Source organism: Chitinophaga sedimenti, assembly GCF_023156195.1.
Lineage (GTDB): Bacteria > Bacteroidota > Bacteroidia > Chitinophagales > Chitinophagaceae > Chitinophaga > Chitinophaga sedimenti.
This window is the reverse complement of the sequence record NZ_JAKUKA010000001.1, coordinates 2,326,455-2,340,513: the sequence shown is the minus strand read 5'-3', so window position 1 is coordinate 2,340,513 and position 14,059 is coordinate 2,326,455. Positions and strand designations below refer to the sequence as shown.

Below are 14,059 nucleotides of genomic sequence, written 5' to 3'. Positions count from 1 at the left end.
CAGCGGTTGCATGATCGGTAATCCCGCCGTGTCGGTGATCGCCGACGCCTACGCCAAAGGCATTCGCCGTTTTGATGTGCCCGGGGCTTATGCCTATGCTAAAAACACCGTGGAGCAATTCGGGAACGGCGATAAGGGGTATACACCGGGCGGACTCAGTGTGTCATTAACCCTTGAGTATGCGTACTTCGACTGGTGTATGGCGCAGCTGGCGACAGCACTCGGCCATACAAACGACTCAAAACGATACACGGCCCGCAGTTCCAATTACCGTAAGGTATTTGATGCGGAAAAAGGCTGGTTCCGGCCGCGCGGCGACGACGGCGCCTGGCTTCCCTGGCCGGCAGAAGGCCGCATGAAGCAGGGGTACGGAACAATTGAGAGCAGCCCTTATCAGCAGGGCTGGTTTGTGCCGCATGATGTGCCGGGCATGACCACCCTGATGGGCGGGCAGCAGAAAGTATTGCAGGAGCTTACTACTTTCTTTGATAAAACGCCGGAGCATATGATGTGGAATGATTATTACAACCACGCCAATGAACCGGTGCACCACGTGCCTTTCCTGTTTAACCGCCTGGGGCTCCCTGGCTGACCCAGCGCTACACCCGTGAAATTTGTGCCCGCGCCTACCGCAATGCGGTGGAGGGGTTAGTGGGGAATGAAGACGTGGGGCAGATGTCGGCCTGGTATGTACTGGCGGCCAGCGGACTGCACCCGGTGTGCCCGGGCAGCACCCGGTACGAAATTACCAGCCCGGTATTTAACAGCATCCGCTTTCAACTGGATACGGCTTATGCCGCTGGCGCCCGGTTCACGGTGAAGACCCGGAACAACAGTGCACGTAACGTGTATATCCAGCGGGCCTGGCTGAACGGCAAACCTTATACCCACAGCTATATTGACCATTCCAGCATCGCCGCCGGCGGCACGCTGGAGCTGGAAATGGGGGCTACTCCCAACAAACAATGGGGAAAGTGATAAATATTTACAAGGAGAGTGGCGGTAGTCATTTTCACAGGTGTCATTTTTCATAGAGATCAAATATGCAGAAGTGCCAGCCGCATGAGGGCGGCTGTTACTTTCCTGCATGAACAGTACATTTTATCACCAAAGCGGAACAATTCACCACGTTAATGATATGAAAATCAGAACCACGTTCGCTATACCTGTATACCTGTGCGTTGGCGTACTGCTGATGCAGGCCTGCGGCAAAAAAGTTTCCTGGACGAAACGGAAACAACCAACCTGAACGAACAAACGGTGTTTGCGGACAGTGCCCGCACCGTGGGTTTCCTCACCCAGATTTACAATGACATCGGTTTTGCCGAAAGTGCCACCCGTTTCGGGAATGGCGGCCTGGATGCAGCCTGTGATGAGGCGGAGGCGCAGAAGGCGGCGTTTATTACCACTTCCGTGCAGTTCGCAACGGGTACGGTCAATCCGGCCATTATCAGCGCGGACGCATGGAATACCTCCTATGCCAATATCCGCCGCGTAAACCTGTTGCTGAAACATCTTCCCACGTCACCTATTCCCAATCATATACGCACGGTAATGGCGGGGAGGCCAGGTTTCTGAGGGCATGGTATTACGCGGTGTTGCTGAAACACTATGGCGGCATTCCGCTGGTGGGCGATACGGTGTTTTCACTGACAGATAAGATACCCGGCACCCGCAATACGTACGCGGAGTGCGTACAATATATCACCTCCGAATGTGATGCGGTGGCGGCCACGCTGCCGTTTACGCGTTTGAGGGAAGATTATGGCCGGGCAAGCGGCGGCGCCGCGTTGGCCCTTAAGGCCCGCGTGTTATTGTTTGCGGCCAGTCCGCAGTTCAACGGTGGTAATATCGAACCCGGCAATCCGGTTACGGGCTACACCGATTTTTCGGCCGACCGCTGGAAGCTGGCCAGGGACGCAGCAGCGGCGGTAATGACCACGCAGGCGTATGCGTTGTATGAAGATAACGCTACCGCCCGCGGTTATGGATTTTATAAGGTGTTTACCCTGCGGGTGAACAGCGAATATATTTTAGCCCGCATGCAGGGCCGCAATATCGAACTGGAAAAAGCCTGGCAACCGCCTTCGCGTAATGGCGCGGTAGGAGCCTTTCCTTACCAGGAATTTGTAGACGCTTTTGGCATGGCGAATGGCCTGCCCATCACGGATCCGGCGTCGGGATATAATGCTGCGCAGCCCTATACCAACCGCGATCCGCGTCTGGCACATTCGGTAATCCGCGATCAGTCGTTGCTGATCCAGAATAATGGCCTGCAGCAGGCGGTAAATATTTACCTCGGTCCGGATGGCCGCGGTGTAAGCCAGGACGCTGTTCGCGCCGGTACTCCTACGGGTTACTACACCCGCAAAATGCTGGACGATAACATCTCTGCCAATAATATCCATGGTTCCGATCGTTGTTTTCCTTTGATGCGCTACGCCGAAGTATTACTCAATTATGCGGAAGCCGCCAACGAATTCGACGGGCCGGTGAAGGAAGTGTATGATGCAGTTGCGTTGGTGAGAAAGCGCGCTGGTCTTATGCCGTATGAGCTGCCTGCCAACTTAACGCAAACGCAGATGAGGGCGGCCATCCAGGCGGAAAGAAGAGTGGAACTGGGCTTTGAAGGCCACCGCTTCTGGGATGTACGCCGCTGGAAAATAGCAGCGGAAACTGAAAACAAACAGATGACCGGTATGGAAGTACGCCGCAATGGAGCGAATGTAACGTATACGATTTTCCCTGTACGAAAACACAACTTCCGCCCGGCCATGTATTTATGGGCTATTCCGCAGAGCGAAACTGCCAAATCTCCTGAACTCAAACAAAATCCTTCCTGGTAAATCAGCACGTTATGATCTTCTCTTTAACAAGAACCGTTATTCTGGGCGCCCTGCTTACGTTATTGTTTTGCGGCTGCACGCAGCAGGACATGCTCGTGGAGGAACCGGTGAAAGACATTGCCGGCGCCTGGCGTATAACCAAAGCGGTGCGCAATGGTATCGACATCACTACGTATACCGACTTTTCACAGTTCCGGCTTCACTTTGATGCTAATAAGCAATATACGATAGAGCATCCCATGCCCTTCGTGGTGACTAAAAACGGCGCCTACGAACTGAACGATCCAAAGTACCCGTTCCACATCCGTTTCAGTGAAAATGGATCGGCGCAGCCTTTACGCAGCAGCTTTACGTACCCGGTGGTGAATGGCAAACGTAACCTGGTGTTCACGTTCAGTCCCGGTTGCACCGCTAACACCTATGTGTACACGCTGGAAAAAGTAAATCCCTAACCGCACAACCGCATTACGTTATGAAAAAATATACTTACGCTTTATTCCTGTTCTTGGCGCTGCTGGCCGGTTGTGTATTCCTGGAGGGAGTAGACGAGCCCACCGGCGCACAGGCAGGTACAGATATTACTTTCACCATGCACACGCGCATCGATGTGGCAGATGGCGGCCGTTCTAATGTGCGGCTCATTATCGGTTTCCTCGCGCCGCGCGGCTGGGAAGCCACGGCTAATTCTACCGTAACATTCACGACCACTTCTTTCGGTAGTGGTAAAATGGTGCCGGTACCGGCTTCGGTAATCGGCGATAAAGGCCAGCCCTGGCCTGCTGCGCTGAAAGCCCGTTTCGGCATGGGCGGCAACTACCGGCCCGACGAACTCGAGTGGGTGGTGTTCTGGACCGAACAAACTTATAATGTAGCCCAGGGCGTAAAGCAAAATATAGATGTGAAGATCGTGACCAAAGCAGGCGCCGATCCTACCCGCTTTAAGACAGGCTATTTCCTGGGCACCAGCAGCGAAGGCCTCAGTGATGTATTCGGCACCAACAATGTATACAAGTGCCAGTTCAAAAGCTGTTTTGAAGTGGGCGGAACAGGCGACGTAATCGACTTCTGCAACCCGCAGATCGGTGCAGTTACGCCCGGTCTGGCTACCGATAATGACCTGATTACCCTCAGCTTTGATCCGCAGGTGGTGCAAACACCCCTGAATGCGGTAGCGGACATTTATTGCTGCGCCAAAGCGTATACTGCCGACGGACAGGTGCTCGAAACCTGCGTACAAACGCCGGCTTCGCAGTTGCGGCCTTATACCGGCAACCGCTCGGCGCTTACCATCTGGCCCAGGGCTTTCTTTAACGTACCGGATGGTAAAACGCTCACTAAAATAGAGTACTTCTTTACAGACGCCACCGGCAACATCCGTGTAGGGTACGGCAATACCGCCAGTCCGTTCGTGTTTACTTTCAAATGCCAGTAATTCCCTGTTCTTAAAACTGATACGATGTTTAACAACTACATCAAACGATATTTTTCTACCTGGTGGTTGGTTTGCCGGCAACTGCCGCCCTGCCCGCAAGCGCCCAGCAACAGGGCGGTTTGCAGGGGAGGGTAAGCGACCAATACGGTCAGCCTGTCGCCGGCGCGCAGGTGTATGTAAAGGGGCAGCGCGATACCAGCCGTTCAGACGCTACCGGCAGTTTCCAATTACCTGCCACTACCGGCGCCGTGATGATTGCGGCAACTGGTTACCAGACTTTGGAGCAGGTGATTGATCCTAAAAGGCCGCTGAACATTCGCCTGGAGGATGTGTTTATTCCCGCACCGGCAACGATTCCCGTGTTGTATGGACAGGCAGCGCCTAAAAGCATTACCGGCGCCATTGGCACCGTTTATTCGGGCCAATTATCAACTACCCCGGCACTTTATACGCTTACGCGTTACCGGGCCGCCTGGCGGGGTTGTATACGCAGCAGTACAGCGGCTTTCGCATGCCGGCTACTGCGGATAATTTTGACGTAGACATCTTCGTGGGTAATATTCCCAAGCCGGGCGCCCGCGAGAGCAGCGATAATACAGAGATCGGGCTGAGCCTGCGTGGCCAAACGCCGGTCGTGATCGTGGACGGTGTGCAGCGCGAAGTGTTTTCGATCGACCCGGAGAATATTGAATCGATTTCGGTACTGAAGGATGCCATGTCGACCATTTTACTCGGCCAGCGCAGCTCACGCGGCGTATTGCTGGTCACCACCAAACGTGCCCGTGCCGGCAAACCGCGCCTTTCGCTGACTGCACAAACAGGTGTGCAGGAGTCGCTGAAAATGCCGAAGCCGTTGCCCTCCTGGCAATATGCCTACCTGCTGAACGAAGCGCTGATGAACGACGGTAAAGAACCCCTGTATAAGGAGGCCGACTTCGACGCTTATCGCAATAACAGCAGTCCCTACACGCACCCAAATGTAAACTGGTACGATGAAATACTGCGCAGCAATGCACCGCTGTCCCGCTATAACCTGAACATCAACGGTGGCGGCAATGTAGCGCGTTACTCGGTATCGCTGAATTATACAGATCAACAGGGAATGTTCCGTTCCTCACCCGGCGCGAACTATAATACCAATGCGCGGCTGAAACGTTACCTCGTGAATGCCGACCTGGACGTGGACGTAACCGAAAACTTTGGCGTAGGCCTGCAGTTATTCGGCCGCCTGCAGGAAGGTACGCAGCCCGGCGCGGGGATGTCGGGCATCTTAAACACCCTGCTGGCGCTTCCCAATAATGCTTACCCGGTACGTAACCTGAATGGCAGCTGGGCAGGCACTTCCAATCTCGATAATAACCTGTTGTCGCAGGCGATTAACAGCGGTTATATACAGGATAACTCGAAAGACGTAATGGCAAATATCAGCCTGCGTTACAACCTGGGCGACTGGATAAAAGGATTGTCGCTCCGCGGTGCGGGTAATATTGCGATACAGTCGGCTAATGCGATTGATCGCAGCAAACAGGAACTGGTGTACCGCATGGTGGTAACACAGGGTGATACCCTGTACGGCAGGGCTGGAAAGGCGATATCGCAGCGTAATAGCTTTATTTCCGTCTTCAATGCGCAATATCTCTTCGGGCAGGTATCGCTGAACTACGACCGCCAGTTCGGTGATCATGGTGTAACAGCGATGTTGCTGGCCGATCAGCGCCAAACATTGTTTAACTACGATTTGCCCGGCCGCTCGACTAATATTTCCGGCAAGGCGTCGTACAACTATGGCGGCCGTTACTTCGTCGATGGTGCTTTAAACAGGAGCGGGTTTAATCGCTACCGGCCCGATCGCCAGTGGGGTACCTTCTTTGCCATTGGGGCAGGCTGGGATATCGCTGCCGAGCAGTTTATGCGTGGCGCCGGCAACTGGCTGCAACAGCTGAAGCTGCGGGGTACTTACGGGCATACCGGTAATGGTATTGATAATTCGGGGTACTATATCTGGCGACAGGGCTTCAGCGAGAATAACGGTGTAGGCGGGGGAATATATGAACAGGGAACGGTACGTTCACCGGCATCCGGCTTCCGGGAAAATGCCTTAGCGAACCCTAATATCTCCTGGGAAAATGCCCGCAAACTGGATGCAGGTGTAGATGCGGCTTTCTTCAACGGCCGCCTGCAAGTAACAGCTGATTACTACCACGATCGTTATGAAGACCTGTTACAGGTAAGGGGCAAAAGCATCGCACTGGTTGGGGCGGGCTATCCTGCCGAAAACATCGGTACCAATCTTTATGAGGGTGGTGAGCTAACGCTGACGTACCAGGGCCGCATCAACGCTTTTAATTACTTCATCACTGCCAATGGTAGCGTGGAACAAACGAAAGTGATATACATGGATGAGCAGCGCCGCGATTATGCATGGAATAAGCGTACCGGTCAGCCGGTAGGTATGCCGTTCGGTTACGTAGCCGATGGTTTTTTCCAGTCGGCCGAAGAAGCGAGGGGCAGTGCAGTGATTGCCGGTTACAAACCTTTGCCCGGTGATATCCGTTACAAAGACCTCAATGGCGATGGCGTGATCGACCAGTTTGATGAAGCGCCTATCGGCACGCATAAACCACGCATCTATTACGGTGTTACGGTCGGCTTTTCCTGGAAGGGACTGGAGGCCAGCGTGCTGTTGCAAGGTGTGGAAAACAGGACAAACTATGTAGCCAACTTTGCCAGAAGCCGGTTTTCAGTTCGCGAATTTTACGTACGGCCAGGCCTATGAGCAGATCACCGGCCGCTGGACGCCTGAAACCGCTAATACCGCTACCTATCCGCGCCTGACCGCCGACGCCAACTATAACTATAATAAAGTGGCATCTTCTTTCTGGATGCGCGACGGCAGTTACTTCCGGGTGAAGAACCTGCATGTGGCGTATAATCTTCCTTACACCTGGATGCAACGCCTGCACCTCGGCAGCGTAAAAGTATTTGCGAATGCGCAAAACCTGTTCACGCATGCTGCGTACGACTTCGTGGACCCGGAAGTAGGTGTGGGGGCATATCCCATTCAGCGCGTAGTTAACATGGGCATCAACCTGAAATTTTAGTCAGCCTTTAAATACTATAACATGAAGAAACTTGGCATATGGATATTACTGGCTGGCGGACTGGCAACTGCCTGCAACAAAGATTATGAGAAAGTGCCTTTGGAAGAAGTGACGATTGAATATGTGTTTGACCGGGATGATTCCCTGGGTACTTACGCCAATAAATTCCTGAACAGCATTTATGCAACGCTTCCCACCGGTTATAACCGTGTGGGCGGCGATTTACTCGATGCAGCATCGGACGATGCGGTATCGGGCCTTACGGGCACTTCCGTAGCCGGACAGCTGGCCACCGGCGCTTATACATCGGCCGCTACGATTGCCGAGGAAACACCCTGGAATAACGCGTATGCAGCCATCCGGGCCGCCAGCCTGTTCGTGTCTAACATTGATGTGTCGCCGGTAAAGGAAAAGCTGGAGAACGGCAAATCGGTTCGTTATGCCTGGAAAGCGGAAGCGCGCTTCATTCGCGCCCTCTTCTATTTTGAGTTATTGAAACGTTATGGGGGCATTCCACTAATGGGCGATACCGTGCGGGCATTAGGAGAGAACGTACAGGTGCCGCGGGGCAGCTTTGAAGCCTGTGTGAACTACATTGTAGCGGAATGTGAGGCCATTAAAGACAGCTTGCGCACCAACCCGGTAACAGCGCCGGAGCTGCACAGTCACCGCGCGACACGCGGCGCCGCACAGGCACTCAAAGCCCGGGTGTTGTTGTATGCCGCCAGTCCCCTCTTTAACGGGCAGAACATCGACCCCACCAATAACCTGACCGGTTACACGAACTATGATAAAAATCGTTGGAAACTGGCCGCCGATGCAGCCAGGGAATTGATCAGTGAAGGCAGGTTTGCGCTGGTACCGAATTTTAAGAATGTATTCATTACCCAGAACAATGGCGAGGTTATTTTCTTCCGGCAGGGTAATAACAATACCGATATTGAAACGAATAACAGCCCGGTAGGATTACCGGTAATTTCCCGTGGCCGTACCAACCCGACACAGGAACTGGTCGATGCATTTCCCATGGCGAACGGGCTGCCGATTACCGATCCTAACTCCGGTTATAGCGCTACCAACCCGTATGCTGGCAGGGATCCGCGTTTTACGGCCAGCATTTTTTACAATGGTGCACGCTGGCTGAATACCGATATTCAGGCGTATGAAGGTGGCGCGAGTAAACCGGGCGGGGTGGAACCGGGCAGTAAAACATCGTATTACATGCGCAAGTTCATGGGCAATTTTGAGAACGCCTCGCAATATGCGAATACGAGCCACGACTGGATCATCCTGCGTTATGCGGAAGTGCTGCTCAACTTCGCGGAAGCGGAGAATGAATACCGTGGCGCTACCGCGGAAGTTTACCAGGTGCTCCGCGATCTGCGCGCCCGTGCCGGAATTACGGCAGGTACGGATGGTAGTTATGGTCTCAAAGCTAATATGACGACCGACGAAATGCGGGAAGTGATCCGTACGGAGCGGCGCATAGAATTGGCATTCGAAGAGCACCGTTACTGGGATATCCGCCGCTGGAAAATAGCACAGTCGGTATTTGCGAAGCCGCTTACCGGTATGAGCATCCTGCTGGACGGTAACGGGTTTACCTACACGCGCGTGCCGCTAACGCGGTCGGTGTTTACGGCGCCTAAAATGTACCTGTATCCCATTCCATACGGCGAGGTCGTGAAAAATGATCACATGCGCCAGAATCCCGGATGGTAACCTTAACGTATGACAATATCAACACCTTTTGATATGAAACAATTTTTATTATTTGTATTACTGCTGGCGGGTATCCCCGCGGCATTGCACGCACAGCAGCCCACCATCAGCGGTACCGTGAAAGACATCAACGGTGCGCTTCCCGGCGCTTCGGTGGTAGAAAAGGGGCAGCCTGCAAATGGGGTGATTGCCGATCCCAGCGGCCGTTTTAAATTAACGCTGAAGGGCAGTAGCCATACCATCATCGTCAAACTGATCGGCTTTACGGCGCAGGAACTGGACGTGGCCGGAAAATCCAGCGTGGATATCGTATTGCAGCCTTCTTCGCAGGGACTGGATGAAGTGGTGGTGGTAGGATTTAACGCCACCAAACGTATTACCAACACCGGCGCCGTGAGTGCGGTGAGTGGCGCTGAAATCCGGAATGTGCCTACCGCCAACGTACAGAATGCGCTGATGGGCAAGCTGCCCGGATTCGTGTCGCAGCAGCGTTCCGGTCAGCCGGGCAGGGATGCGTCCGACTTTTTATACGTGGTGTGAGTTCGTTGAATTCCGCCGGTAACCGTCCGCTGATCATCGTAGACGATATCGAGTATTCCTACGACCAGCTGCAGCAAATCAACGTAAACGAAATTGAAAGCATATCTATCCTGAAAGACGCGTCCACCACCGCCATCTACGGCATTAAAGGCGCCAACGGTGTGCTGGTGGTGACCACCCGCCGCGGCAAAAGTGGCAGGCCACAGGTGAACGTGCGCGTAGAGTCCGGGCAGCAATCGCCGGTGCGCACCCCGAAGTTCCTCGACGCGTACGAAACCGCGCTGCTTGTCAACGAGGCCTACCGCAACGACGGTCTGCAACCGCAGTTCACTGACGAGGACCTGCGGCTTTTCAAAGACGGGAGCGACCCGTACGGGCATCCGGACGTGAACTGGTACGATGCAGTATTCAAAAAGCATGCTTACCAGACGAATACTAACGTAGATGTATCGGGTGGTACCGATGCCGTGAAATACTTTATGTCCGGCGGTTTCCTGTCGCAGAACGGGTTAGTGAAGGATTTTTCCGATCCCAGGAACGAGGTGAATACGAACTACTTTTTCCGCCGGTATAATTTCCGTTCCAATCTCGATATGCGCGTGTCCAAAAGCCTCACGCTGCGCCTCGATGTGACCACGCGTTTTGGTAACATTAACCAGCCGCGGTCGGCCAACGTAGTGTCCGAAGTATACAACTTTGAGAAGATACATCCGTATTCGGCGCCGTTTATCAACCCGGACGGCTCTTACTCTTTTGCGCGGGATACAAAGGATGCACTGCCTACTATCAATGCTAGACTGGCCAATGGTGGCTACAGCCGCAGCAACCGCGCCGATTTTAACGTGTTGTTCGGTGGTACGCAGGACCTGTCGTTCCTCACCAAAGGCCTTACCCTCACCGGGCGCGTGGCTTATGCGGGTATCGAACAATATTCGCGTAACCTGTTCCGTCCCGAGGAACCGCCTTCCTTTTACTACAACCCGGCAGATGGCTCGTACCTGCTGGACCCACGTGGTAACTACCGTTTGCAGGCCTACCGGGTAACCGGCAACACCGACCTGTATAGCCGTAATGTGAATATACAGGCGTTCCTCAGTTACGATCGCGCATTTGGCGATCATAACCTGAATGGGTTGTTATTGTTCAACAGGCAGAGTTATTCTTTTAAGTCGGACATCCCGGCTAACTTCCGCGGGTTCTCTTTTAAGGCGGGATATAACTATCAGCAAAAATACCTGCTCGACTTCAACGGTGCTTACAACGGCTCCGACAGGTTCCAGGCCGATAAGCGTAATGGTTTCTTCCCTGCTGTGGGGGTAGGTTGGGCAATTTCGCAGGAGCCTTTCCTGAAAGAATCATCTTATATCAAACTATTAAAATTAAGAGCATCGTACGGCGTGGTGGGCTCCGATGTAACAGATGCGAATCGGTACCTGTTCCGCCAGGAATACTTCGAAGGCAGCGGCTATTCTTTTGGCGAAAACCATACGCAGACAGGTTCTATCATAGAAGGCGACCTGGGTACGCCTAATGTAACCTGGGAAAAGGCGCGCAAGTTCGATGTGGGGCTGGATGTAAACCTGTATAACGATAAGCTGTCGTTCACGGTCGATTACTTCCATGATGTGCGTTTCGATCAGCTGGTGCGCAAAGGTTCGGTACCTACGATGATTGGTATTGGATATAGTCCTACCAACGTGGCTAAAACGAGCAACAAGGGCTTTGACGGGCAGATCAACTACCGCGGCAGCGTGCGCCGCCTGAACTTTAACGCGGGACTGGTATTCCAGCACTTCAAGAATAAAGTACTGTTCCGTGATGAAGCACAGCCGGCCTATCCCTGGTTGCGTGAAACCGGCCGGCCTATCGACCAACCTTTTGGATATACTTTCATAGGCTACTACACGCCTGAAGATGTAGCGAAGATACAGGCAAATGCGCATGATAAACCGGCCACGCCGCTGAGCGAATATCCTATCCAGGCGGGTGACCTTAAGTACCGCGACATCAATGGCGATGGTATTATTGATAATAGTGACCGCGGTCCCATTGGTAAGCCGAATCTTGCCAATACGGTATTGGGCCTTACGCTCGGCGCCAACTATAAAGGCTTCAGCGCCAACCTGCTTTTCCAGGGATCGTTTGGCTACAGCTTCAGCGTAATCGGAACGGGGATTGAAACCTTCCAGAGCCAGTTCCAGCCGATACACCAGGAACGCTGGACGCCGGAGAACGCGGCTAATGCACAGTTTCCGAGGCTTACGAGCAATCCCACGACGGTTAACAGCGCCCGCACCTATATGTCTGATTTCTGGTTGATAGATGCGCGGTACGTGCGCTTAAAAACCGTAGACCTGGGTTACCAGCTGCCGAGCAACTGGCTGCCGCAACGCATCAACAATGCACGCTTATACCTGAGCGCCTATAACTTATTTACCTGGACGAACTACGATAAGTACCAGCAGGACCCTGAAGTGTCGAGCAACAGCGCCGGTGATGCATACATCAACCAGCGGGTGCTTAACCTCGGTATCCAGATTGGATTTAAATAATGGCTTATGAACAGCATGATTACTGTAATATTTGCGGCACTGCTGCTGAGCGCCTGTAGCGATGATCCGCTGGAAGGCCACCAGAGCCGGGAGCGGGCCATCTTATCGTTCCGCCTGCCGGAAGGACAACTGGGGAAGATACCCTTACGGCCAACGCAGATTCCGGCACCGTTACCATCTGGGCCGACAATGACCGGACCTCAGCGCCATCAGTCCAAAAGTAATGGTCTCAAAAGGCGCGAAGGTATTGCCGGCGCCGGGTGTTAAGGTGGACTTTGCAGCTAATGGCGGGCGGTATACTTACACCGTTACGTCCGAGTCGGGCCTCGCTAAAAACTGGTACGTACGGATTTTACAGAAAGGTCCCCAACAGGAGGGGCCACGGCTGCAAATGCTCGCCAATAACGGCCAGTGGGATCCGCGCGTTACCGTGTACAGCGACCTGGATTATAACCAATACCTCACCCGTTACCAGCACTGGAACGGCGGCGACGGTTGTTACTCCGTAGAATTGCCAGACGGCCGGCTTTTCTGGTCGTTTCAGGACAGCTTTTTCGGACAGGTTAGTGCCGATCGTAATCGCACGAATAATGTGATGTTGCGGAACGCGGCGAACGTGCAGCTGAATAAATCGCTGCAAAGTTTTGTACAACTGAACCCGGGTAGTGGCAATCAAAGCCAGACCTGGATCAAATACGGCAATGCGGCGGAGGACGAGGACTGGTACTGGCCGGGCGCTGCGCAGGTACACAACGGTGAACTCGGGTGTTGTTAAGTCACGTTCGTAAAACGGGCGCCGGTACCGGGACTTTGTACACGTGAGCACCGATCTGGCCATTTATGAATTGCCTTCGTTACAGCTGAAAACCCTGATCAAGGATAAAGACCTGCTGGCTAACTATAGTGCGGGACTTATGAAAGGCAACGACGGCTATACCTACCTGTACGCGACGGAAGGCGGCTTCCTGACTTCTTACATGTATGTGGCCCGCGTACAGGGCCACGACATGAAAGCTGCCTGGGAATACTATGGCCCGTCGGGTTGGACTAACACGCCTGCGAAACACACGGTTGCCGAAGAAATTACCCAGCCGAACGTGTTTTTTAAAGATGGGAAATATTACCTGGTATGGCAGGAGCAGATTTTCGGCCGAGATATTTACATCATGGAAAGCAGTTCGCCGGTGGGGCCGTGGTCGAATAAGCGCACGTTGTATAAGATCCCGGAGCAGTATTCCGGCGATATCATTACGTACAATGCATTTGTGCATCATGCGTTGAGCAGGGAAGGGGAGCTGGTGATCTCCTACAACATCAACCCGGTTGATTTTGCGAGCAACTTCAACAAACCGGGCAGCGCGGATCGTTACCGGCCGTATTTTGTGAGAGTATTCAATTGGAAATAACTGCAGGCCCGGGTAAATCCCGGGCCTTTTTGCATCACACCGACCGGTTCACCTTCCGCTGCATCCGGAACTGATAAACGGAGCCTATGACAAATACCACGAAAAGCGCGAGCAGCGTTTGTGCAATGATGGCGTCCGTGGGTGCCTGGGCTAATGGATGACCCACCGGCACGCGGGTGAACGTTTCATTCACCGTTGGTACAAGCGACAGGAAAAAGCTGAAGGATAGCAGGAAGTTCTCTATCAACCGTGCCCGGTTGTTTCCCTGCTTCCTGTTATGGAGATAAAAGGCCACTGCCACCAGTACTACAATGAACAGCGCGAACACGTGTCCCGCGTTAAATCCGCCGAGTTTAGATAATCCCAAAGCCGTTAGCGAGGTGACGACCGTGAGGTAAAAGTAGATTTTGCCACTAAGCTGGCGAAGGTCGATTTTGCCGTTTTTGACGTAGGAGGTCAC

At 53.4% G+C, this 14,059-nt stretch carries 13 protein-coding genes and 2 pseudogenes; 14 read left to right on the top strand and 1 reads right to left on the bottom strand.

Annotation, left to right across the window (positions count from 1 at the left end; genetic code table 11):
* The first annotated feature begins 10 nt into the window (after positions 1-10).
* The 14 genes and pseudogenes from MKQ70_RS42205 to MKQ70_RS13315 all read left to right on the top strand — a co-directional run.
* Positions 11-978, top strand: a pseudogene (locus tag MKQ70_RS42205) (glycoside hydrolase family 92 protein).
* Positions 979-1,176: 198 nt separating this feature from the next.
* Positions 1,177-1,578, top strand: a complete 402-nt coding sequence (locus MKQ70_RS13375) for a hypothetical protein (protein WP_248071860.1) — start codon at positions 1,177-1,179, stop codon at positions 1,576-1,578.
* 17 nt (positions 1,579-1,595) lie between these two features.
* Positions 1,596-2,846 carry a RagB/SusD family nutrient uptake outer membrane protein gene (locus MKQ70_RS13370; RefSeq protein WP_248071858.1) on the top strand — a complete coding sequence of 417 codons (1,251 nt, stop codon included), beginning with the start codon at positions 1,596-1,598 and terminating at the stop codon, positions 2,844-2,846.
* A gap of 11 nt (positions 2,847-2,857) precedes the next feature.
* Complete coding sequence (locus tag MKQ70_RS13365; protein ID WP_248071856.1) at positions 2,858-3,298, top strand: DUF5004 domain-containing protein; 441 nt, start codon at positions 2,858-2,860, stop codon at positions 3,296-3,298.
* A gap of 20 nt (positions 3,299-3,318) precedes the next feature.
* Entirely contained in the window at positions 3,319-4,278 is a 960-nt protein-coding gene (locus tag MKQ70_RS13360) for a DUF4961 domain-containing protein (RefSeq protein WP_248071854.1), read from the top strand.
* 62 nt (positions 4,279-4,340) lie between these two features.
* Positions 4,341-4,820 (top strand): carboxypeptidase regulatory-like domain-containing protein, encoded by a 480-nt coding sequence (locus MKQ70_RS13355; protein ID WP_248071852.1) that lies wholly within the window; start codon positions 4,341-4,343, stop codon positions 4,818-4,820.
* The gene (locus tag MKQ70_RS13350) at positions 4,790-7,054 is read left to right on the top strand and encodes a SusC/RagA family TonB-linked outer membrane protein (RefSeq protein WP_248071850.1); all 2,265 of its coding nucleotides are present in this window, start codon (positions 4,790-4,792) and stop codon (positions 7,052-7,054) included. Before MKQ70_RS13355 ends, MKQ70_RS13350 begins: the two co-directional genes overlap by 31 nt.
* Positions 7,002-7,379, top strand: coding sequence for a TonB-dependent receptor (locus tag MKQ70_RS13345; protein ID WP_248071848.1), 378 nt, complete (start codon positions 7,002-7,004; stop codon positions 7,377-7,379). The genes MKQ70_RS13350 and MKQ70_RS13345 overlap by 53 nt, the downstream gene beginning before the upstream one ends.
* A 21-nt stretch (positions 7,380-7,400) precedes the next feature.
* Positions 7,401-9,101, top strand: a complete 1,701-nt coding sequence (locus MKQ70_RS13340; protein ID WP_248071847.1) for a RagB/SusD family nutrient uptake outer membrane protein — start codon at positions 7,401-7,403, stop codon at positions 9,099-9,101.
* 33 nt (positions 9,102-9,134) lie between these two features.
* Entirely contained in the window at positions 9,135-9,641 is a 507-nt protein-coding gene (locus tag MKQ70_RS13335; protein WP_248071845.1) for a carboxypeptidase-like regulatory domain-containing protein, read from the top strand.
* Entirely contained in the window at positions 9,638-12,193 is a 2,556-nt protein-coding gene (locus MKQ70_RS13330; RefSeq protein ID WP_248071842.1) for a SusC/RagA family TonB-linked outer membrane protein, read from the top strand. Before MKQ70_RS13335 ends, MKQ70_RS13330 begins: the two co-directional genes overlap by 4 nt.
* 6 nt (positions 12,194-12,199) lie before the next feature.
* Complete coding sequence (locus tag MKQ70_RS13325; protein WP_248071841.1) at positions 12,200-12,460, top strand: hypothetical protein; 261 nt, start codon at positions 12,200-12,202, stop codon at positions 12,458-12,460.
* Positions 12,417-12,968: a DUF5005 domain-containing protein gene (locus MKQ70_RS13320; RefSeq protein WP_248071835.1), complete on the top strand. Its 552-nt coding sequence runs from the start codon at positions 12,417-12,419 to the stop codon at positions 12,966-12,968. The genes MKQ70_RS13325 and MKQ70_RS13320 overlap by 44 nt, the downstream gene beginning before the upstream one ends.
* A 40-nt stretch (positions 12,969-13,008) precedes the next feature.
* Positions 13,009-13,599 (top strand): annotated as a pseudogene (locus tag MKQ70_RS13315) (DUF5005 domain-containing protein); the annotation flags it as partial.
* A gap of 34 nt (positions 13,600-13,633) precedes the next feature.
* Here MKQ70_RS13315 and MKQ70_RS13310 read toward each other — a convergent pair.
* On the bottom strand, positions 13,634-14,059 hold the full coding sequence (locus MKQ70_RS13310) for a hypothetical protein (protein ID WP_248071819.1): 426 nt from the start codon (positions 14,057-14,059) through the stop codon (positions 13,634-13,636).

What these genes read in the sequence shown, in the direction of transcription:
- MKQ70_RS13365 (WP_248071856.1), top strand. Translation starts at nt 2,858, where the DNA reads ATGATCTTCTCTTTAACAAGAACCGTTATTCTGGGCGCCCTGCTTACG.
- MKQ70_RS13360 (WP_248071854.1), top strand. Translation starts at nt 3,319, where the DNA reads ATGAAAAAATATACTTACGCTTTATTCCTGTTCTTGGCGCTGCTGGCC.
- MKQ70_RS13350 (WP_248071850.1), top strand. Translation starts at nt 4,790, where the DNA reads ATGCCGGCTACTGCGGATAATTTTGACGTAGACATCTTCGTGGGTAAT.
- MKQ70_RS13340 (WP_248071847.1), top strand. Translation starts at nt 7,401, where the DNA reads ATGAAGAAACTTGGCATATGGATATTACTGGCTGGCGGACTGGCAACT.
- MKQ70_RS13335 (WP_248071845.1), top strand. Translation starts at nt 9,135, where the DNA reads ATGAAACAATTTTTATTATTTGTATTACTGCTGGCGGGTATCCCCGCG.
- MKQ70_RS13325 (WP_248071841.1), top strand. Translation starts at nt 12,200, where the DNA reads ATGAACAGCATGATTACTGTAATATTTGCGGCACTGCTGCTGAGCGCC.
- MKQ70_RS13320 (WP_248071835.1), top strand. Translation starts at nt 12,417, where the DNA reads ATGGTCTCAAAAGGCGCGAAGGTATTGCCGGCGCCGGGTGTTAAGGTG.